This window comes from Oribacterium sp. P6A1, assembly GCF_000702885.1.
In the GTDB taxonomy this organism is placed as follows: Bacteria; Bacillota; Clostridia; order Lachnospirales; family Lachnospiraceae; genus Oribacterium.
Genome location: NZ_JNKO01000016.1, coordinates 21,444 through 42,578, shown reverse-complemented (window position 1 = coordinate 42,578; position 21,135 = coordinate 21,444). Strand labels below are relative to the sequence as shown.

The window sequence follows — 21,135 nt, the reverse complement described above, 5'->3', positions numbered from 1 at the left end:
GCTGCACAAACTTCAGGGTACGCCTTGATTCAAAATCTTAAATCAATCCACTTTTATTGAATTATTAAATTTTATACCGTTTTTCAAGTTATCCACAGATTTTTACACTTTTCCACATTGGTTTTTCCTCAGCTATAATAAAAAAGACCCGATTCTTAATGAATCAGATCTTTTTGGCTATATTACTGGCTGATTTAAGTTTTTTATCAACATTTCCGCCATGTTATATCTTATTATCCTGGTGAAAAATCAAAAAGTTATCCACATTTTAAAGAATATCCTTATACCTTCCCAGGAAAAGCTTCATTCTTTCATTTTCGGAGTTAAATACTTCCTCTGCAGATCCCTGTTCCACTATAAATCCATCTGCCATAAATATAACCTTATCAGAAATATCCCTCGCAAAGGCCATCTCATGGGTAACTATCACCATGGCAATATGAAGTTCCTTTAGTGATTTGATCACCTTAAGTACTTCTCCTGTAAGCTCCGGATCCAGTGCACTGGTTGGCTCATCAAAGAAAAGCACCTTGGGATTAAGTGCAAGAGCTCTTGCTATGGCAACTCTCTGCTGCTGTCCTCCCGATAACTGATAAGGATAATAATCCGCCTTATCAAGAAGTCCCATCTTATCCAAAAGCTCCTTACCTGTCTTTTCAGCTTCGGCTTTGGATTTATTCTGAACCTTAATCACTGCATCCGTAACGTTTCTGAGTACATTCCAGTGTGGAAAAAGATTGAACTGCTGAAAAACAAGCCCGTACACAGATCTTATCTTCTTTATTGTCTTCTTGTCTGCATATACAGCATTTCCGTCATGATCGTTCTTCGCTACTACCACATCCTCATACTTAAGAATTCCTGCGTCCATTTTTTCCAAAAGTGTTGCACAGCGAAGAAGTGTGGACTTTCCCGAACCTGAAGGTCCTATTATGGAAACGATCTCTCCTTCCTCTACTTCGAGACTTATATCTCTGAGAACCTGGAGGTCTCCAAAGTTCTTCTTAACATTTTTCATTTCTAACAGATTCATCACTATCTCCGGTCTGATTTTTTATTTGTCACGATGTCCGGGGCACAGACATTAACCATTGCCCCGTGCGTAATTAAGAAATCCTGTATACCCTTTTTATTTGTAATAATCCAGTTTTTTCTCTGCTTTTTCCATTATGCAGGCAACTATAAAATTGAATACATAATAGAAAACGCCTGCCACTATTAACGGGGTCATTGAAGTCTGGCTGGACGACAGGGCCTTTGCCTTTGTGAACATTTCCATTACCGAAATAGAGAACGCCAGGGATGTATCCTTTACCAGAGTTATGACTTCATTGGTCACTGATGGAAGTATACGCTTGATTACCTGCGGCATGATAATGCTGAAAAACGTCTGACTCTTGTTATAGCCCAGTATTTCCGCAGCTTCATACTGCCCCACAGGCATAGACTGAATCCCGGATCTGTATATTTCTGCAAAATATGCTGCATAATTGATTATAAATCCGATATATACCGCCATATTTCTGTATGTCGGATTCAGCTTGATATTGAAAAGATAATAGGGACCGTAATATACCACAAAAAGCTGAAGCATAAGCGGCGTTCCTCGCATGATTGAAATATATACCTTGGTAATGCTGCTGATGGTACTGTTTTTTGACATCCTCCCCAGAGCCACAGCAAGTCCGAAAGGAAGGCTGAAAAGCAGCGTAATGGCAAAAATCTGAACCGATACTAAAAGTCCTTTAAATAATTCCAATATAATCTGTGAAATTGACACAGTGATTCCTCCGATAAATATATTTGAAAGTCCTTATTCTTTATAAAAGATCAGCATCTGCCGAAAACACTGAATCTATAGATCATCCGGATCTTTCCGCTAACTTTTTCTGATTATACAAAACGCTTTAGCTCAATGCAATGATAAATCATTAAATCAATCACGATAAAAAAACAGCTTTCGGAGCAGTTTGCAGTATCTTTACGATGACTGTAAAAAAACTGCATATCACTCCTAAAGCTGTTGTTTATATCAAAAAATAAATCTTATGTATTCTTCCGAATCCCCGGATCTATTCTTCATTATCTTTATCTTTATCTTCATCCACAAATTCAAGATTTCCCTGCATCCATATCTTGCCCTTGAATCTTCTTCCTACCGCGGGAACACCTTCAAGGTCGGATTCATTGATGGCAACATGGAAGATACAGTCATTGCAGTTTATCTTCATATCCACCACATTCTCATGGGTGTAAACATTTTCCTTCACCCTCAGGGATACGATCTCACCAAGTATGGAATAAATATCGCACTCTACACCCGTAGGCATAAAGCTTGTTTCCACTATGCTGTACAGATCCTCAGTCAAGAGACGATGCTGGGCCTCATTGTACATGTTGATATCTGTCTCTGTAAGTGTATTGATAGCCTCCTGATCACCCTGACGGGCCGCTTCAACCAGGCTTCTGCGTTCATTACTTTTACTCTTGCGGGTCTCCACATCCTCCTTCTTTTCTATAGGAAGAAGTATCTTGCCCTCGCTTGCAAGACCTGTAAGGAATGCCTGACGGGCTTTCACATGCATCTGCATCTTTACAAGCTCTCTGAGCTGAACCGAATTGGTCAGATAGAAAATAAGTGTTATACCGGATCTGAAATCCTCAAGAACTCCCGCATAGGTCTCTTTCTCAAGATGCCTTTCCACAGACCCTGCCTCTGTCAGGGTTCCGTCATAGGATCTCATATACGGGAAATAGTAATTCCTGTGAAATACACCATCAGCTGTCCTCTCACCCACAACAGCTATGCCCATGGAAGGAGCTACCGGCAGCTGATACTGTTCGATCACCGAACCATCTGTGCCGTTTATTACCAATGTCTTATTCTTTTCATTTACAGCACGTTCTATCAGCGGTTCCAGCTGCATGTCTGTTTGAATTTTTGAAAATCCGATTGTTCTCAGAAATTTATGCATGAATACCTCTTTACTGTCTATGCAAACCTCTGTGTTAAACCAACGAAAGTCAGGTGGATGCCCACCTGACTCCCGTATCTTACTATAACCACTTATTAAATGCAATCACTTATACAAGTCCCTGTGCGAGCATAGCATCTGCTACCTTCTCGAAACCTGCGATATTTGCACCTACTACGAAATTGCCTTCGTAGCCGTACTTCTTTGCTGCTGCTGCAACATTCTTGTAAATATTTGTCATGATATCCTTGAGCTTGCCATCAACCTCTTCAAAGGTCCAGCTGAGTCTTTCTGAGTTCTGGGACATCTCAAGAGCTGAAACTGCAACACCACCGGCATTTGAAGCCTTGGCAGGCATGTAAAGGATCTTGGCTGCAAGGTAAGCATCGATAGCATCTGAATCAGATGGCATATTTGCTCCCTCTGCAACAGCCCAGCAACCGTTTGCAAGAAGCTTCTTTGCGTCCTCTCCGTTGATCTCATTCTGTGTTGCGCAAGGAAGAGCGATATCGCACTTAACACCCCATGGTCTCTCACCCTCGTGATACTCTGATCCCGGTACACGCTTAGCATACTCGCTGATTCTTGCTCTCTCTACCTGCTTGATCTGGCAAAGAACATCGAAGTTGATTCCATTTGGATCGTAAACATATCCGTTTGAATCAGAACATGTTACAACCTTTGCGCCAAGCTCTGTTGCCTTCTGGATTGCATACTGTGCAACATTTCCTGAACCTGATACAGCGATAGTTGTTCCCTCAAGAGTCTTACCTGCTGCCTTTACCATCTCGTCTGTAATATATACAAGACCGTATCCTGTAGCCTCAGGTCTTGCAAGAGAACCACCGAAAGAAAGTCCCTTACCTGTAAGAACACCCTCATAAAGACCTGTAAGTCTCTTGTACTGTCCGTAAAGGTATCCAACCTCACGTCCGCCTACACCGATATCACCGGCAGGAACATCTGTATCCTTTCCGATATATTTGAAAAGCTCTGTCATGAAACTCTGGCAGAAACGCATAACCTCTGCATCTGACTTGCCATGAGGATCAAAGTCAGAACCACCCTTACCGCCGCCGATAGGAAGACCTGTAAGAGAATTCTTCAGAATCTGCTCCATACCGAGGAACTTAAGAATAGACTGTGTTACTGAAGGATGGAAACGAAGACCGCCCTTGTATGGTCCGATTGCTGAATTGAACTGCACTCTGTATCCGAGATTTACATGGTTTACACCCTTATCATCAGTCCAGGGTACTCTGAATGTGATGATTCTCTCAGGCTCTACAAATCTCTCAAGAAGAGCATTCTTTCTGTAAACATCCTCGTTCTTCTCTACGATAGGATCAAGAGAGCTGAGAATTCTCTCTGCAGCCTCAAGGAACTCCGGCTCATTTGGATGTTTAGCCTTTAAATTTTCAAATACTTCTGCAACATAAGACATAAGATTTTCCTCCTTCAGGAAACATTTCTTAAAAAAAAATCCGGATGCCAGGACAGACTACGCCCTCTTTCCTGAAAGGCGCCCCCATTGGCTCCGAATCTCTGTGTTTAACACAGCCACTATATCACGTCATAACTTTTGAGTAAATATAAAATATTAGATATGCCCATTTGATATATCTCTTCAGACATACGTCTGCTTTTTATTTATATATTCTCTTATGAAGTTGCTGCTCAGATTAAAAAGCAAAAGAAGAAGTGAAAGCCCTATGGACTCCCACCTCTTCTTTTATATGAACTTGCTGCCACAAGGTTCACGTTTTTTAAAAGATTCTGTTGTCTCTATTCTATCATCCGAGGGTCACAGATATTAACTATCCTGGTCACATTTCAGATCTTACTCAGTGTATTCCTTTACACAATCCATGATTTCCACAGGAGTTTTTTCATTCTTCTCATACTTCTTTCCGTAGAAAGCAAGCTTATACATTTCCTTGAGATCCGAAATCAACGGATAACGAGGGTTTGCGCCTGTACACTGATCATCAAAAGCATTGACACTCATCTCATCAAGAGTCTTAAGGAAATCCTCTTCTGTTACATTGTAATCCTGAATTCTTTCCTTAACACCAACCGTCTTCTTAAGTTCAGTTATCTTTTCACAGAGTTTGTCTACAGCCTTCCTGTCGTCCGCCTCGTTAATGCCTACAAAACGTGCACATTCAGCATATCTTCTAAGTGTATGAGGATACTCATACTGTGGGAATGTACCCATCTTTGGAGGCTGTTCTGAAGCGTTATATCTTATTACTTCGGTGAGAAGCAGAGCGTTTGCAAGACCGTGAGGAATGTGATGATATGCTCCCAGCTTATGGGCCATTGAGTGGCAGATTCCCAGGAATGCATTGGCAAAGGCCATACCTGCCATGCAGGATGCATTGGCCATCTCATCACGTGCCTTGATGTTTGTAGGCTCATTATAGGCTGTAGGCAGATAATCAAATACTCTCTTCATTGCCTGAAGTGCAAGACCATCTGTATAAGGTGTTGCCATCATACTTGCATATGCCTCAAGAGAATGTACCAGTACATCGATACCTGATGCTGCTGTGAGTCCTCTTGGCTGTGTCATCATGTTGTCTGTATCCACAATGGCGATATTAGGAAGAAGCTCATAGTCTGTGATAGGATACTTTGTTCCTGTCTCCTGATCTGTAATAACTGCGAAAGGCGTTACCTCCGAACCTGTTCCGGATGATGTAGGGATGGCTACGAAAAGGGCCTTTGTACCCATCTTGGGGAACTGGTATACCTTCTTTCTTATATCGATATAGCGCATAGCCATATCAGCAAACTTTACTTCAGGATGCTCATAGAGAACCCACATAATCTTTCCTGCGTCCATTGCGGAACCGCCGCCGAAAGCGATGATGGTGTCAGGATTGTAACGTGACATCTGCTCAGCACCCTCTACAGCATTTGCAAGGGTAGGATCCGGCTGTACATGTGAGAATACACGATAATCTATTCCCAGCTCATGGAGCTTGTCTGTAATAGGCTTTATATATCCTGCCGAATCAAGGAAGGAGTCTGTTACGATAAATACCTTCTTCTTGTCATACACATCCTTAAGCTCATTAAGAGCAACAGGCATGCATCCCTTCTTGAAATAAACCTTCTCAGGTGTTCTGAACCAAAGCATGTTCTCTCTCCTCTCTGCAACTGTCTTGTAATTCAAAAGATGCTTGATACCAACGTTTTCCGAAACAGAGTTTCCGCCGTAAGAACCGCATCCCAAAGTAAGAGATGGAGCTACCTTGAAATTGTAAAGATCACCTATACCGCCATGAGAAGACGGCATGTTGTGAAGTATTCTGCAGGCATGCATGGCAACTGCGTGCTTATGTATCTTTTCATTCTCCCGTGGATCTATGAAAAGAGATGCTGTGTGTCCAGGACCGCCATCCATAAGAAGGATCTCTGCATTCTTGATAGCTGCATCAAAGTCCTTTGCCTTATACATTCCGAGAACAGGAGAAAGCTTTTCATGTGCAAAAGGCTCTGCCTTTGTATTGTCAGATACCTCTCCGATGATAACCTTCTTGTCATGAGGAATCTTAACGCCTGCAAGCTCTGCTATCTTCCATGCAGGCTGACCTACTATCTTTGCATTGAGGGAGCCGTTGATAATGATGGTTTTTCCAACCTTCTCACGCTCCTCCTTATTGAGGAAATATGCGCCTCTTAATTCAAATTCCTTCTTTACTTTGTCGTAAACATCTGCCACAACAGTCACAGACTGCTCTGATGCACAGATCATACCGTTATCAAAGGTCTTTGAATGAAGGATAGAGGAAACTGCCATTTGGATGTCAGCCGAAGAATCAATGATACATGGATTGTTTCCTGCACCTACTCCCAAAGCCGGTGTACCTGAGGAATAAGCTGCATTAACCATTCCCGGACCGCCTGTTGCAAGTATGCAGTCAGCCGAACGCATGATCTCGGATGTCATCTCAAGTGAAGGCTCATCTATCCAGCCGATGATGTTCTCCGGAGCTCCTGCAGCCACTGCTGCATCAAGTACGATTTTGGCTGCAAGGCTTGTACACTTCTTGGCTCTTGGGTGCGGACTGATGATGATACCGTTTCTTGTCTTTAAGCAGAGCAATGTCTTGAAAATCGCTGTAGATGTAGGGTTTGTAGTAGGAATTACGGCTGCGATAAGTCCCAGAGGCTCGGCAACTGTCTTTGTTCCGAATGCCGGATCCTCATCGATAACTCCGCAGGTCTGAACATTCTTATACTTGTTATAAATATACTCAGCTGCGTAGTTGTTCTTGATGACCTTATCCTCTACAACTCCCATTCCTGTCTCTTCAACAGCCATCTGGGCAAGCTGTATACGCATCTGATTTGCAGCTGTAGCTGCTGCGTTAAATATCTTATCTACCTGCTCCTGACTGTAAGTGGAGTACTTCTCCTGTGCTTCACGAACCACCTGAATCTTTGCTTCAAGTGTTTCCATATCCTTTACAATTGTCGGATTCTTTACTTTACTCATGTGATTTCCTCTTTTCTGTGGCAACAAAAATTCAACAGTTTCGTTTTTGAAACATTGTTATTTATTTATCAAATTTTGATATTCACAGTATATTCCTTTGACATTTTTTTGTCAATATAATATTGATATTTTTTTATCAATCTGATTTATAAAAAAAGAGACCAATGAAATCAATCATCAATCTCTTAAAAAAATCTGCTTATCCGACTCTGAGCTTGAACTTCTGAACAGCCCGCTCAGAATCCACCATGGCGATATCAGCCCCAAGTGTCTGAAGTTTTTTATCGAAATGTTCATATCCTCTTTGGATATAACCTATCTCGTTTACTGTTGTTATTCCTTCGGCACAAAGTCCGGCTATAACCAGAGCTGCACCGGCTCTTAAATCCAATGCATTGACACTGGCTCCTGTGAAGCCCTTGACTCCGTCAATAACGGAAACATTGCCCTCAACCTTTATGTTGGAACCCATTCTCGCAAGCTCATCAACATACTTAAATCTGTTTTCAAATATAGATTCAATAACCACAGATGTTCCCTCTGCAAGAGCAAGAGTTACAGCCATCTGAGGCTGCATATCTGTAGGAAATCCGGGATAAGGAAGAGTCTTAACATCGGTAGGATGCTGAATCTCGGCACCTATAACCCGTACAGCTTCATCATACTCATAGATGGTATTGCCCATCTCAAGAAGTTTTGCCGATATGGATTCCAGGTGCTTGGGGATGACGTTCTTTATAAGTACATCTCCTCTTGTTGCTGCTGCCGCGCACATAAAGGTTCCCGCCTCTATCTGATCCGGAATCACCGCATAAGTGGTTCCATGCAGCTTTTTCACACCTTTTATACGTATGGTGTCTGTACCGGCGCCCTTGATATTTGCTCCCATTGAATTCAGGAAATTCGCAACATCTACGATATGAGGCTCCTTTGCCACATTCTCCACTATGGTCCTGCCCTCCGCAAGTACGGCGGCAAGCATGATATTGATGGTGGCTCCCACAGAAACCACATCAAGATAGATGTGAGATGCCTTCAGTCCATCCGCTGCTTCTGCATGAACACATCCGTTTTTGATCTCCACATTTGTACCCAGGGCTCTGAATCCCTTAATATGCTGATCTATCGGTCGTGAACCTATAGCACAGCCGCCCGGAAGGGGAACTATTGCCTTACGATATTTTCCAAGCAATGCTCCAATAAAATAGTAAGATGCCCTGATCTTTCGGATGTACTCATCATCGATCGAAACATCCTGAATATTAGACGCATTAATAAGGGCAGTATGTCGGTCAATGCGCTTAACCGTTGCTCCCACTTCTTTGAGAGCCTCCAGCATAACGTTTATATCACGTACGTCCGGTAGATTTTCTATTGTAACATTGTCATCTGTTAAAAGCGCTCCGGCAATAATACCTAATGCGGCATTTTTTGCCCCGCCGATCACGACTTCACCGTGCAGCGGTTTTCCGCCTTTCATGATAAACTGTTCCATAAATCTCCTTGAATTAGCACGCAAATCTGCAGAAGAGCGCACTAAACCTTTTAACATAATCTCAAAGATTATAATTGAAGGCTACTGTTTTTGCAATATCCTTATGTCAATTGCTTATTGCTGATGTATTATGACACAACAATCTCTTAATGTCTCTTAAATTTTGGTTAACAAATCTTTCACGAAAAAACACTGAGGATTTCATCTGAAACTTTCTCTGTTATAGCCTGAACGTTATTGACGAAAATCAGATCCTGTATCCCGTTATCCCTGATAAACTGCGTAAGATTGTCCCTGTAATAACGATAATCCACAACATAAACACTTTGATAATGATCCACAAGGAACGGAACGAAAGCATTGCCATAGGATTCTTTTACAACCACGCAGCTTGAACCGTCGGTGATTTGAGGATTATTTATCACAGTGAAAGCATTGTCCCCCTTAATGAAACAATTATACTTTCTTCCGGCATTGGCTTCGGAAACGTCATTAATGATATTGGCTTTAAAGGTCTGCCCGTTTTCATCCGTAGCCACCATATCATTCGTTCCCATGGGTATCCAGGCTTCAACATGATCAGGATTGGCTTTCAGTGACTCATTTCGATTGGTGGCAAAATAGAAGGTTCCGTAAAATCCACTGTAATCTACATACTGAAAATCACTCAGTTCATGTGGTTTAATCCCCTTTTCCTCACAGAATGTCCTATAGGAATAATATGCTCCAAGCCCAGTCCAGTGATGATCCGTATTAAAGAATATATACTCATCCTTATGAGCATACAGAGTATCAAATACAGAAAGCCTGTGTATTTCAGGGTCCATCATGCTGAAAATGTAGTTAAAGGCATCCTGCATATTTCCGGATCCGAGTTCCTCCTGTAAGGAAGGATCAAGTTCCACACCGAAGCTGTTGGGAACCAGAATATCATATACATTGACCTCCGGAAGCATGGCCTTAACTGTATTCAGTACGGATGCGTACTTAACAGATCCTCCCTGATTGTAATAGAAGATCTCGTAGGCTTTGTTGTTGCTGACATATATATTTCCCGCCTGCTCTCCGGTAACTTCAACCTCTTCCTTCGGCTCAGTATCCACTTTAAGTGTTCCGTCAGCATTGGTCTCTACCAGTGACTGATACATATCCTCAGTCTCTTTCTGTGTTTCTTCCTGGGCTTTTGTTTCCAATGTAACGATAGGCGCAAGGGATTCCGCGGTTTCCGGGATGGTATCCTCTACCACATCGGACTTATTGCCATAGTACGATTCACCCCCCACTCCGTAGAATGCCTCCATCTTTGACTCCATGCCGAGTAGGTTTTCTTTGAATGGAACCGTGTCTGAAAACCATTTTTCAAATTCAGTAAAATAGCTTCCGTCCAGAACTCCGTTTATGGAAAACTCAGGTTTCTCCGCAAGAGCTCTCTTTTCGGATTCTGAATAGGCAGGTCTCGCTGCAAATGCTCCCACCGCAAAAATCCCCGCAAAAACTCCCATGGAAGCTCCCGCCATGAACCTGGCTCCGTTGCTTCTCAATTCCTTTTCAACAGCCTGAAAATCTATCTCTTCATCGGCTTTGCTCTTTGATTCTTCACCGGCATGAATATCGGTTTTTTCATCCTTTGAATCATTTTCTTCCGAAATTTCAGAACTGTCACCGGATATCTCAGGCTCTGTCTCTGCAATATCTTCTTCCGGAGAATCTGCCGCTTCCCCCGGCATATCAAAGTCCACGGATTCCTCTATTATATTTTTGTCATTTTTGTTATCTTCAACCATCTTTTATATTTTTTCACCCTGCAGACTCAGAACTGATTGTATAAAAACGGAGTATAACTGGCTCCAACCATGGATAAAATAGAAATGAACAATAACACCAGCATAAGTATTATACGAACACCGTAATATACAAATTCCAATTTTGTTCTTTCATCTTTTCTTTTTCTGAGCCGCTTTTCAAATCTCGCAATCATACGCTCATGATTTTCAGTGTCCTGCTTACGAACTTCCTCAAGGATATCGCTGCTGTTCTCTGCATATTTCTCTACCAGAACCTGATCCTTATTTACCTCTTGCTCATACAAAGAACTCTCTTTGGCAAGATTTCTCATTTCCCGTACTTCTCTTCTGAAACTGTGATTTAGTCTTTCGCTTATCTTAATTGCCAGCATCTTCCAGACAGGTGTACATGCAGATAAAGCTAAAATCAGGAAGTATATATTACCGCGTAAGGAAAGAATCTCAGAAGTACTGTAAAATGCCCTGCCGCTTCTTCCAATCATAACTCTCAGTACTTCCCAAAGCTTTCCGAAATCCGTGATACGAAACAGTATCCATCCGAAATATACAATTATCAATGTATATATATGTGAAAAAAATGTTGTAAAGCCGTTCTTCTCAACCTTTATTCCCTTGCTTTTTCCATACTTTCGAAAAGCATTTTCCATAACAATAAAGAAATAATAGTACAATCCCCAAAGTATGAAATTGAGACTTGCACCATGCCAGATGCCTGTAAGAAGCCATACTGCCAAAAGATTAAGAAGGAGTCTGAAGAATCCCACCCTGCTTCCGCCTAATGGAATATAAACATAATCCCTGAAAAAACTGCTAAGGGAAATATGCCAGCGTCTCCAGAAATCTCTCACAGTATCAGCCACATACGGATAGTTAAAGTTCTCTGTATATTTAAAACCGATCATCTGACCGAGTCCCAATGCCATGTCAGAATAAGCTGAAAAATCCAGATATATCTGCAACATATAACATAAGGAACCCATATACGCTCCTAACACAGAATACTCTCCGCTTCCGGAAACAGGCAAAAACAACTCCGCAAGCTCTCCGCAGTGATCAGCTAAAAATGTTTTCTTGGCCAGTCCTATGCTGAACCTCCATACACCCTCTGACACAGACTCATATGTAAGACTTCTGTTATTAAACTGTGACGCCATGAGATCATATCTGACTATGGGTCCCTGGGTAACCTGATGAAATATGACCGTGTAAAGCATCACATCCAAAAGACTTCCTGCCTTTACTCTTCTCATATAAACATCAGATATATAGCTGATAAGCTTAAATGTATAAAAGGAAATGCCAAGAGGCATACCCAGTCTGATGATACCTTCCTTAATTCCCCCCAGGGAAGATAAATTAAATTTATTCAGCCAAAAATTGCTGTACTTAAACAGCATAAGAACAGCCACAAATATGAAAACTCCCGCAAAAAGCCATATTCGTGCAGATTTATGGTTTTTTTCATAAGCAGCCTGGGCTTCGGGACTCATAAATTCCTCATCACCTGTCTGGTGATCGGGAGACTCACTGTCTGCCATATCCAGTGCGGACTGTATCTTTTTTCCCGTCGCAAAGGCAAATACCGCCATGATAACGATGAGAATCAGACAGTTTATCCCAAGAAAGGCATAGAAAACCAGTGAAGCTGCCAGCAGCCAGGCATTTCTCGCTCTTATCCCCTGTAGCACATAATAAACCAGTAGAAATACAGGGAAAAATATTGCTACAAAAAACAGACTTGTAAAACTCATCACATACCTCAAAATAGTGGCTTCATTATACCACAGCATTTATACTATTGCCATTTTACCTTTTTTCATGTATACTTCACTTGCTTCGGGGTTGTTTGGGCCCCACGCAATGGGTCCCTCGAACCGTGTCAGGACGGGAACGTAGCAGCACTAAGAGGATCCTCCCATGTGACGTGGATACACCTTTTCAACTCCGGAGTATTTCTTTAAATATAAAGCGACTATTACAGGTTTATAAGATGTAATAGTCGCTTTTTTGCGCTTTAATCATAAAAACGCTCATTACCGCTACGGTATTCTATATACTCTTTTGGCATTTTCCGTGGTGATTCGTATAACTTCCTCCGTACTCATACCCTTAAGCTCTGCAATTTTTTCAGCTACATATACAAGGTTTCTGGGATCATTTCTTGTTCCCCTGTGAGGAACAGGAGCCATATAGGGGCAATCCGTTTCAAGAACTATGTTCTCTATAGACAGATTTTCAACCACTTCTTTTATCTTTTTTGAATTCTTAAAGGTTACGACTCCACCTATTCCCACACACATCCCAAGCTTCCCATAGAGCTTTGCCATCTCCATGGAGTAACCGAAACAATGTATGATTCCGCCATTCCTATAGCCGCCCTCGGAAACTATCATATCGTATGTATCCCTGGCAGCATCACGCGAATGAACATTGATAGGCAGCCTGAGTTCCGCAGCAAGCCTGAGCATGCGCCTGAAGGTTTCTTTCTGTATCTCAGGTTCAGGGTCAGCCCCCAAAAGCTCTTCAGCTGAAGGTTCCTTTCCGGCCTTGCGGGCCGTCTCAATGATGCCATCCCTGGTGTAATGGTAATCCAGACCTATCTCACCGATTGCAACAATTTTATGCGGCCCATCCTCTGTTCCGTTTCTATCCTTTGTCACCATATCACGTATCTCATCGAGATCTTCTTCCTTTAAGACATCGCTGTGATCCGGGTGGAACCCGACCGCCGCAAAAACATTGTCATATTTCCGGGCAAGCTCCAATGCTTTTCGACTGGAAGGCATATCGAATCCGATTTCCGTAAAAGCGGTTATTCCTTCATCACTAAAAGATCTGACAAGACTGTCTCTGTCAGATGAAAAGCTCTCATCATTCAAATGAGCATGTGTGTCAAATATTTTTGTCCCTTCTATCATACGGTAATCATCGCTCCAATATAAATCATCATATAAAACACGGTAAGATGAAGCGGATAATATATGTAATAAAACCACTTCATGTTAAATCTTCCCCTGTATCCGTCATAGAACCATATGGGTATAAAACATAATACGGGAAGAAAATAGGATGACACCGAGCAAAGAGCTGTAACTAAAACGCCGCTTCCTATCTGAAGAATCTTTTCTTTATGGAAATTGTACATTAGCGAGATACTTAAAACGCCCATCAGGCCATACTGAAAATTTGCCAGATATGCTATTCCTGCCCCCGCTATGACCGAAAGCCATTTAAGACCGATATTCTTACGCCATTTATACATAAAATGCATCACTAAAAGTGACAGTGCCAATGTGAACATTGGATTCTGCAGCTCCCAGTTGTAAGTCCGGTTGAACATACACAGGTCGAAGGGAACCTCGGAAATAAGCGCAAAAATAAAAACTCGCAGGAAATATCTCCAGAAATTAGAGGTATTTATAAAACCCTCTACCAGAAGAAAGGCAAAAAACGGGAAACTGAAATGCCGGAATGATATGAGAAAATCGAATAATTTAAGCCATCTGGCGCCTTCTTCAGTAGCTATTGCCATCTGATAATACTCGTCCACATAACCGTAAAGCTTACCGTTTTGGATAATGACGACCGCAAAATAATATGCGGTCATCATTAAAGCAGCTATAAATTTCAGTGCCTCGCCAGAAATGACTATATTCTTTTTTTTACTATTGAGTACACTATGATAAGTTGCCATAATCCAACTATCTGTCTATCAACAGATCACAGAACCTGATGGCATCTTGCTCATAGGTGTCATAAGAGCGATATTTCCATCATTGTCCTCAGCCGCAATAATCATACCCTGTGATTCCTCTCCGGCTATGGCACGGGGCGCAAGGTTTGCAACGATCATCACACGCTTTCCTACCAGATCCTCAGGATTGTATGCCTTCTTGATACCGCTCAGAATAGTACGTGTCTCTGAACCAACCTGAACCTTGAACTTCAGAAGCTTCTTCGACTTCTTGACTTCTTCTGCATGAAGGATCTTTCCTACACGGAACTCAATCTTCGCAAAATCATCGTAAGTTATCTCCGGCTTCTTTTCAAAATCCGAGATTTTTGTATCCGGGGCACAATCACCGTTCTCATCTATCTCTTCAGGCATTCCGTCACCTTCAGATGAATCGGTTTCCTCTGATGAAGCTTCCTCTCCGCCATTCTCCTTTGCCTGGGCAGCTTCAAAAGCAGCTATCTGTGCAGCCTCGATCTTCTCAACCTCCTGCATGACATCCTCTTCCTTTTTACGCTCAAAAAGTGTTGCAGGTTCTGATGTAACCTTTGTTCCGGACTTGTAAAGTCCCCACTTATCCATATCAGAGAGCTCTCGCTTCTCTGCATTTATCTCCCTGAGAATAGACTCAGCTGTTTCAGGCATGAAGCTCTCAAGTACAGATGCACCGATGTTAAGGGCCTCTGTGAGATTATACATAACAGTTTTAAGTCTATCAGCCTTCTCAGGATCCTTTGAGAGTACCCATGGCTCTGTCTCATCGATATACTTGTTGGATCTGCGGAAAATATCAAATACTGCTGTAAGAGCATCAGCAACTCTGAGCTGATCCATCTTCTCTGTAGCAGTCTTTACCGCATTGAGAATAACATTCTTAAGATCCTCATCAACAGGCTCTTTAGCCCCCTTGTCCTCTACAACTCCGTCAAAATACTTATTTGTCATGGAGATAGTACGCTTTACAAGGTTTCCGAGAATATTGGCAAGCATTGAATTGTAACGCTCTACCATAAGCTCCCATGATATAACACCGTCATTTTCGAAAGGCATCTCATGGATAACGAAGAAACGTACTGCATCAACGCCGAACAGTCTTGCAAGATCATCGGCATAGATCACATTTCCTCTTGACTTTGACATCTTGATTCCTTCCTGTGACTTACCTGCTGCAGTAAGAAGCCATGGATGACCGAATACCTGCTTAGGAAGCGGAAGCTCAAGACTCATAAGGAATATTGGCCAGTACAGTGTATGGAAACGGATTATGTCCTTACCGATAAGGTGAAGGTCACAAGGCCAGAACTTGGCGAACATAGCATCATTATTGCCATCCACATCATATCCGAGACCGGTAATATAGTTTGTGAGTGCATCAAGCCATACATAAACCACATGCTTAGGATCGAAATCTACAGGAATTCCCCACTTGAATGAAGTTCTTGATACACAAAGATCCTGAAGACCCGGCTTAAGGAAGTTATTTACCATCTCATTCTTACGTGAAACAGGCTGAATGAACTCAGGATGCTCCTCGATATGCTTCATAAGGCGGTCTGCATACTTGCTCATTTTAAAGAAGTAAGCTTCCTCTCTTGCCTTCTCAACATCTCTTCCGCAATCAGGGCACTTTCCGTCAACAAGCTGTGAATCAGTCCAGAAAGACTCGCAGGGCGTACAATACCAGCCTTCATACTCAGATTTATAGATGTCACCTTTGTCGTACATCTTCTTGAACATCTTCTGAACCTGCTTCTCATGATACTCATCTGTTGTACGGATAAACTTATCATAAGAAGTATTCATAAGATCCCATATAGTCTTTATCTCACCGGCTGTGTTGTCAACATACTGCTTTGGTGTGATACCTGCAGCCTCAGCCTTTAATTCAATTTTCTGACCATGCTCATCGGTTCCTGTCTGGAATCTTACATCATAGCCCTGAAATCTTTTATAACGTGCGATCGCATCTGCAAGTACGATTTCATAGGTGTTTCCGATATGCGGTTTACCTGATGCATAAGCAATTGCTGTTGTAATATAGTACGGTTTCTTTTCCATAATTCACTCTTTCCGGCGGCCCTAATGGAAGGCAGCCTGATCATATATTTTAATGCGTCATGCATATCAATGCCTTAACTTTATAAATATAAATTATGAATCCTTAAAATGCAAGTTTGGCCATATTCTCATGTACTGTTTTGGCAATATTCTCATGTACTGTTTTGGCAATATTCTCATGTACTGTTTGAACACATTCCCATGCTCTGTTCGAAGCTAAAAAAAAGAGACCTTCCTACGCGGAAAGTCCCTTAATCTTAATTTATAAATTTACTGTATTGTTATATCACAGCCTGAAAGCTCAAAGTTGAGTGCAAATGTATCGGCTACAGCCTTCTTTGCAGTCTCCTCATCAAGTCCCTCACCTGCAGAGAAATCACTGAGTACAAGTGTACCCTTCTTGATGGAAACGGTGGATGAATCCGCTCCCGGACCTGCTGCCTGAGTCTCACCTGTTTCCTCTTCTGTAAAGCTTATAAGCTTTGTAGAAGCACCGACTGTTCCGAGCTCTATAAGCTTGTCAAGAAGAGCCTGATCTGTAAGCTCATCCACAGAATCCATAACCTGTGACATCTTATCGTTTACTATGGCATAAACAACTACTGTATCAACAACCGGTGCATTAGGATCCGGCTGCTTTGAAAGCGGAAGTCCGTTCTCAGGATTTGTCTCTTCCATAGTAGTCTCCTGAACAACACTTCCGTCCGGTGCTGTCTCGGTTTTTGCTGAACCTTTATCATCCTTTGTCTTACTACCACAACCAACAACAGCAAGTACAGTAGCTGCAAGCATAATCATAGCAATAAACTTCTTCATAAAAAAATCTCCTCAAATTAACCCGATTAAAGTCAATATATTTCTTGTAATATAAAATGAAAGACCCTCTCGAGCCCCTCAAAAAATACAGTGTGTAATATATCAAAGCTTTATATCAATTTCAAGTATAGTACGTAATTCTTAATCTTTACGCAAAAAAAATCTAGTTTATGTGCTATGCTAAAAAAGCATTATATTAATCAACATTATCCTTAAGGATTTATATTTAGGAGAAAATTATGTCAGGAACACTTTATGTGTGCGCAACACCCATCGGAAATCTTGAAGATATCACCTTCAGAGTCATTAACTGTCTGAAGTCGGTAGACATTATCGCTGCTGAAGATACCAGAAATTCCATAAAGCTATTAAATCATTTTGATATCCATACACCCATGACCGCTTATCATGAGTTTAACAAATATGACAAGGCAAAGGCTCTGGTAAATGATATGCTGAACGGTAAAAACGTTGCCATAATCACCGATGCGGGAACCCCCTGTATCTCTGATCCCGGTGAAGAACTGGTTCATCAGGCTGCTGAAGCCGGTATCACCATTACTTCACTCCCCGGTCCTGCTGCCGCGATCACAGCATTGACCATATCCGCACTTCCCACCAGAAGGTTTGCATTTGAGGCCTTTCTTCCTACCGAAAAGGCCGATAAGAAAGAGCGTGCAAGGATACTTGAGGAACTTCGCACCGAAACCCGCACCATGATACTATATGAAGCTCCCCACAAGCTTCGGGCAACCCTCAAAGATCTGGCAAAGACTCTGGGAGATGACCGCCGCATTTCATTATGTCGCGAATTAACCAAAAAACATGAGGAAGCTATAAGAATCACTCTTGGAGAATCCGTAGCCAGGTATGAAACCGAAGAACCCCGCGGAGAATATGTACTGGTTATAGAAGGCCGTGATCCTTCCGATATAGTTGCGGAGGCTGAGGCCAACTGGAACGAAATGCCTCTGGAGGAACATATGGAGCATTACCTTAAACAGGGAATGTCGGAAAAAGATGCAATGAAGGCTGTTGCCAGGGATAGGGGCGTATCCAAACGTGATATCTACACTAAATTGAAAACCTGACAAAAACTCCATAAAAATCCCCTGAAGCTGACTGATCGGAATCATTGTCATCTTCAGGGGATCTTTCTGATTTCAAGAGATTTTTATTTTGCTTTTATCTTCTTTTTATATATTTTTTTGAAACCGCTATTATATAACTTGCCAAAAGGGAAAGTAAAAATACAGTAGGAATCCGTATCAGTATATGAAGTATTTCTTTTGCCGGGGTATCATATCCGTTTCTTAAATCTATGATTCCGAAACTCCAATCAGGTCCTTTCCTGAAAAAGATCGTATAGTATATTCCATAATGCAGAAGATATATCCAGAATGTATATTTTCCTGCTCTTGCAATAAAGTTCACCAACTTATTCTTATCATAGTCAAAGCTAAGAACAAATATAACAAAAGAGGTACTCTGCACAGTGGCAAAGGCACAATTCCAATACAGATAAAAATCCTGTGTATTGTTCAGGATGAACACCTGCTGCTGAAGGAAAAACCTGAAGACAAAGGCCACTATCAAAATTGCAAGTGATACGATTCTGATACGCTTCCTGCTCTTTTCCATCTCAGGTCTGTTGAAAATGTTTCTCATTCTGTTTATTTCCGCGCCCGTCATAAGCAGCATGGCAGGAGCCGTATAAAGCATGAAAGGTGAAATCTGTACCGGAGAAAAACTGATAAGTCCTGTCATATTGAGATCCATCAGTATCTGATTGATAAAGATAAATCCTATGATGAACCATCTGTATTTCCTGAACCTGTCTTTTTTTCCGCTGTCTATACTCTGCGTATTATCTGTATATAACGGCTTTAATAGCGGATATGCAAGCACCAGCTGAAGATAAGTGAAGATATACCAGAGATGAGCCGCCATACTTTCACGTATGCTTCCTCCCCAGGAAAAAAGGTCGGTTAAAAATCCACAAGTATCGAAATTAAGATGTGTAAAACAGTATATTATTGTCTTTTCACCTCTGATAAACGGAGAAAACTGGTAAGTTATCAGCATGACCGCTATTCCCGGAAACACTATATTTAATAAGGCACGTTTCAGACTCTCTGTAAATCCTTTTCTGAAAAAAAAGAAACCGCTGAGAATAAAAAACAAGGCCACTCCATCAGCAAAAAGTAATCTGATAAAGAGCTTTGTGCCGTCCCCTGTTCCCATAACATCTACATGTGTGCCCACCACAAGTAAACAGGCAACTACTCTGATAAGATCTATTCCGGCATCTCTCACCTTTTTACTGTTTTTTTTTATTTCTTCTGCCATATTCCTCCGCCATAAACATTAAACTCAGATAAAATGTTCAAGAATAAAAACCGTAAGACTGCATATTATGGCCGTAGGAAAGAGTCCTCCTCCGAACCATGCAATGACTATTCCTATAACAAGAGCCGCAAGACCGGCAAAAGGCTCTGCAGTGGCCTGCATGATAGCCGGGAATGTCATAACCGCAAGTGTAACATAAGGAACATAATATAAAAAGGATCTGATTGTATCATTCTTTATTTCTTTTCGAATCAGCGTCAACGGAAGCACCCGGATCAAAAATGATACACCGAACATGACCAGAATATATACATAGTTGTTATGCATTTTTTGCCTCCTTCATCTCCGCTTTTGAAAAAGAAGGCTCTGTTTCTTCCTCTTCTCCGGAATCATCTTTACTCTTCTTATTCAGGCTCTTTTTGATCTTTGAATTTTCTCTGTTCTTTATAGGGAACAGTACTGCTGCAGCACCGGAAATAGCTACAGTAAGAATGATTATTCTGGTTCCGTCACTTAACCCGGAAATAACCGGCATCTTTGAACAAATGAAGCTGGCGGCCATGGAGAAGAAAACAAGTATACGAACTATGACATTTTTCCTTGCAGGAGGAATGATTATGGCAAGAAACATTCCGTAAAGCAAAACTCCCAGAGCACTGACAATGTCAGGAGGTACGATATTTCCCACTATAACTCCTGATCCGGTGCCAAGTGCCCAAAAGCTCAGGGAACAAATTGCAAGACCGTAATTGTAAAACGGATTAAGCTTTCCGGGAACCATGACCGATGCACCGAAAATCTCATCAGTGATCCAAAAGCCCACCAGCAGTCTGTGTGGAAGCTTTGTATCTTCGGGAAGCTTTTGAGAAAGGGCTGCAGACATAAGAAGGTATCTTGCATTAACGATAGCTGTAATTACAGCCATAGTCACATACCCGGCCTTTGATGCTATAACCGTAAAACCGGCATACTCTCCGGCAGAGGCATTGCAAAGAAGACTGGCAAGTGTGGCCTGGAACACTGTAAGTCCCGCATTTCCCGCTGTAAAACCGAGCGCAAAGGAAACAGCAAAATATCCTGCCGCAATAGGCACTCCGTGTTTTAATCCTTTTAAAAACCAATGCTTATTATCGTTCATAATTTTAAGACGCCTTTGTCCTTTCCTTTTCATATCTGGTCATATTAGTATATCTTTAAATTATATAATTGTTAATGCATTTTATATAATGAATAATTATGTCTGAAATTCTGCGGGTTCCATGTACACATGCTATGGGTTTCGCGGCCTTATAGCAAAAAACATGGCGCCTGATGATATATACCATCAAAGCACCATGCCTTTATCTTTTCTTTTATACAGATTTCCACAGGAGACACCGGATTGTTTTATAAAGAAA

At 41.7% G+C, this 21,135-nt stretch carries 15 protein-coding genes, 1 other RNA gene and 1 pseudogene; 2 read left to right on the top strand and 15 right to left on the bottom strand.

Going from position 1 to position 21,135, the window contains the following annotated elements; all coding sequences use genetic code 11:
- Positions 1–268: 268 nt before the first annotated feature.
- The 8 genes and pseudogenes from T515_RS11025 to T515_RS10990 all read right to left on the bottom strand — a co-directional run bounded on the left by T515_RS11025 (position 269) and on the right by T515_RS10990 (position 12,533).
- Entirely contained in the window at positions 269–1,033 is a 765-nt protein-coding gene (locus T515_RS11025; RefSeq protein ID WP_036611019.1) for an amino acid ABC transporter ATP-binding protein, read from the bottom strand.
- A gap of 96 nt (positions 1,034–1,129) precedes the next feature.
- Entirely contained in the window at positions 1,130–1,780 is a 651-nt protein-coding gene (locus tag T515_RS11020; RefSeq protein ID WP_330372664.1) for an amino acid ABC transporter permease, read from the bottom strand.
- Between the two features lie 292 nt (positions 1,781–2,072).
- Positions 2,073–2,975, bottom strand: coding sequence for a DUF3881 family protein (locus T515_RS11015; protein WP_036611014.1), 903 nt, complete (start codon positions 2,973–2,975; stop codon positions 2,073–2,075).
- A gap of 109 nt (positions 2,976–3,084) precedes the next feature.
- Complete coding sequence (gdhA, locus tag T515_RS11010) at positions 3,085–4,419, bottom strand: NADP-specific glutamate dehydrogenase (protein WP_036611011.1); 1,335 nt, start codon at positions 4,417–4,419, stop codon at positions 3,085–3,087.
- 462 nt (positions 4,420–4,881) lie between these two features.
- A pseudogene (adhE, locus tag T515_RS11005) lies at positions 4,882–7,482 on the bottom strand (bifunctional acetaldehyde-CoA/alcohol dehydrogenase); the annotation flags it as partial.
- Positions 7,483–7,681: 199 nt separating this feature from the next.
- Positions 7,682–8,977: a UDP-N-acetylglucosamine 1-carboxyvinyltransferase gene (locus T515_RS11000; RefSeq protein ID WP_036611010.1), complete on the bottom strand. Its 1,296-nt coding sequence runs from the start codon at positions 8,975–8,977 to the stop codon at positions 7,682–7,684.
- Between the two features lie 179 nt (positions 8,978–9,156).
- Positions 9,157–10,761, bottom strand: a complete 1,605-nt coding sequence (locus T515_RS10995) for a DHHW family protein (protein WP_051671660.1) — start codon at positions 10,759–10,761, stop codon at positions 9,157–9,159.
- Positions 10,762–10,787: 26 nt separating this feature from the next.
- Positions 10,788–12,533, bottom strand: a complete 1,746-nt coding sequence (locus tag T515_RS10990; RefSeq protein ID WP_051671659.1) for an MBOAT family O-acyltransferase — start codon at positions 12,531–12,533, stop codon at positions 10,788–10,790.
- Positions 12,534–12,626: 93 nt separating this feature from the next.
- On the opposite strand from T515_RS10990, the gene ffs reads away from it, so the two are divergent.
- Positions 12,627–12,725, top strand: an RNA gene (ffs, locus tag T515_RS17140) — signal recognition particle sRNA small type.
- 96 nt (positions 12,726–12,821) lie between these two features.
- On the opposite strand, the gene T515_RS10985 is transcribed toward ffs, so the two are convergent.
- The 4 genes from T515_RS10985 to T515_RS16705 all read right to left on the bottom strand — a co-directional run bounded on the left by T515_RS10985 (position 12,822) and on the right by T515_RS16705 (position 17,389).
- Entirely contained in the window at positions 12,822–13,700 is an 879-nt protein-coding gene (locus tag T515_RS10985) for a TatD family hydrolase (RefSeq protein ID WP_036611007.1), read from the bottom strand.
- A complete protein-coding gene (locus T515_RS10980) occupies positions 13,697–14,476 on the bottom strand; it encodes a TraX family protein (RefSeq protein ID WP_036611005.1) in 780 nt (259 codons plus the stop codon). The genes T515_RS10985 and T515_RS10980 overlap by 4 nt, the downstream gene beginning before the upstream one ends.
- Positions 14,477–14,494: 18 nt before the next feature.
- Complete coding sequence (metG, locus tag T515_RS10975) at positions 14,495–16,573, bottom strand: methionine--tRNA ligase (RefSeq protein WP_036611004.1); 2,079 nt, start codon at positions 16,571–16,573, stop codon at positions 14,495–14,497.
- Positions 16,574–16,843: 270 nt separating this feature from the next.
- The gene (locus tag T515_RS16705; RefSeq protein ID WP_051671658.1) at positions 16,844–17,389 is read right to left on the bottom strand and encodes a hypothetical protein; all 546 of its coding nucleotides are present in this window, start codon (positions 17,387–17,389) and stop codon (positions 16,844–16,846) included.
- A gap of 239 nt (positions 17,390–17,628) precedes the next feature.
- Here T515_RS16705 and rsmI point away from each other — a divergent pair, with 239 nt between their 5' ends.
- Positions 17,629–18,480 carry a 16S rRNA (cytidine(1402)-2'-O)-methyltransferase gene (rsmI, locus tag T515_RS10965; protein WP_036611002.1) on the top strand — a complete coding sequence of 284 codons (852 nt, stop codon included), beginning with the start codon at positions 17,629–17,631 and terminating at the stop codon, positions 18,478–18,480.
- Between the two features lie 94 nt (positions 18,481–18,574).
- Here the strand turns inward: rsmI and T515_RS10960 are convergent, their stop codons facing one another.
- The 3 genes from T515_RS10960 to T515_RS10950 are packed head-to-tail and all read right to left on the bottom strand — an operon-like array spanning position 18,575 to position 20,876.
- Positions 18,575–19,738, bottom strand: a complete 1,164-nt coding sequence (locus T515_RS10960) for an acyltransferase family protein (protein WP_036611000.1) — start codon at positions 19,736–19,738, stop codon at positions 18,575–18,577.
- A 24-nt stretch (positions 19,739–19,762) separates the two neighbouring features.
- A complete protein-coding gene (locus tag T515_RS10955) occupies positions 19,763–20,065 on the bottom strand; it encodes an AzlD domain-containing protein (protein ID WP_036610998.1) in 303 nt (100 codons plus the stop codon).
- Entirely contained in the window at positions 20,058–20,876 is an 819-nt protein-coding gene (locus T515_RS10950; RefSeq protein WP_155988361.1) for an AzlC family ABC transporter permease, read from the bottom strand. Before T515_RS10950 ends, T515_RS10955 begins: the two co-directional genes overlap by 8 nt.
- Between the last annotated feature and the right edge of the window lie 259 nt (positions 20,877–21,135).

What these genes read in the sequence shown, in the direction of transcription:
- T515_RS11025 (WP_036611019.1), bottom strand. Translation starts at nt 1,033, where the DNA reads ATGAATCTGTTAGAAATGAAAAATGTTAAGAAGAACTTTGGAGACCTC.
- T515_RS11015 (WP_036611014.1), bottom strand. Translation starts at nt 2,975, where the DNA reads ATGCATAAATTTCTGAGAACAATCGGATTTTCAAAAATTCAAACAGAC.
- gdhA (WP_036611011.1), bottom strand. Translation starts at nt 4,419, where the DNA reads ATGTCTTATGTTGCAGAAGTATTTGAAAATTTAAAGGCTAAACATCCA.
- T515_RS11000 (WP_036611010.1), bottom strand. Translation starts at nt 8,977, where the DNA reads ATGGAACAGTTTATCATGAAAGGCGGAAAACCGCTGCACGGTGAAGTC.
- T515_RS10995 (WP_051671660.1), bottom strand. Translation starts at nt 10,761, where the DNA reads ATGGTTGAAGATAACAAAAATGACAAAAATATAATAGAGGAATCCGTG.
- T515_RS10990 (WP_051671659.1), bottom strand. Translation starts at nt 12,533, where the DNA reads ATGAGTTTTACAAGTCTGTTTTTTGTAGCAATATTTTTCCCTGTATTT.
- T515_RS10985 (WP_036611007.1), bottom strand. Translation starts at nt 13,700, where the DNA reads ATGATAGAAGGGACAAAAATATTTGACACACATGCTCATTTGAATGAT.
- T515_RS10980 (WP_036611005.1), bottom strand. Translation starts at nt 14,476, where the DNA reads ATGGCAACTTATCATAGTGTACTCAATAGTAAAAAAAAGAATATAGTC.
- metG (WP_036611004.1), bottom strand. Translation starts at nt 16,573, where the DNA reads ATGGAAAAGAAACCGTACTATATTACAACAGCAATTGCTTATGCATCA.
- T515_RS16705 (WP_051671658.1), bottom strand. Translation starts at nt 17,389, where the DNA reads ATGAAGAAGTTTATTGCTATGATTATGCTTGCAGCTACTGTACTTGCT.
- rsmI (WP_036611002.1), top strand. Translation starts at nt 17,629, where the DNA reads ATGTCAGGAACACTTTATGTGTGCGCAACACCCATCGGAAATCTTGAA.
- T515_RS10960 (WP_036611000.1), bottom strand. Translation starts at nt 19,738, where the DNA reads ATGGCAGAAGAAATAAAAAAAAACAGTAAAAAGGTGAGAGATGCCGGA.
- T515_RS10955 (WP_036610998.1), bottom strand. Translation starts at nt 20,065, where the DNA reads ATGCATAACAACTATGTATATATTCTGGTCATGTTCGGTGTATCATTT.
- T515_RS10950 (WP_155988361.1), bottom strand. Translation starts at nt 20,876, where the DNA reads ATGAACGATAATAAGCATTGGTTTTTAAAAGGATTAAAACACGGAGTG.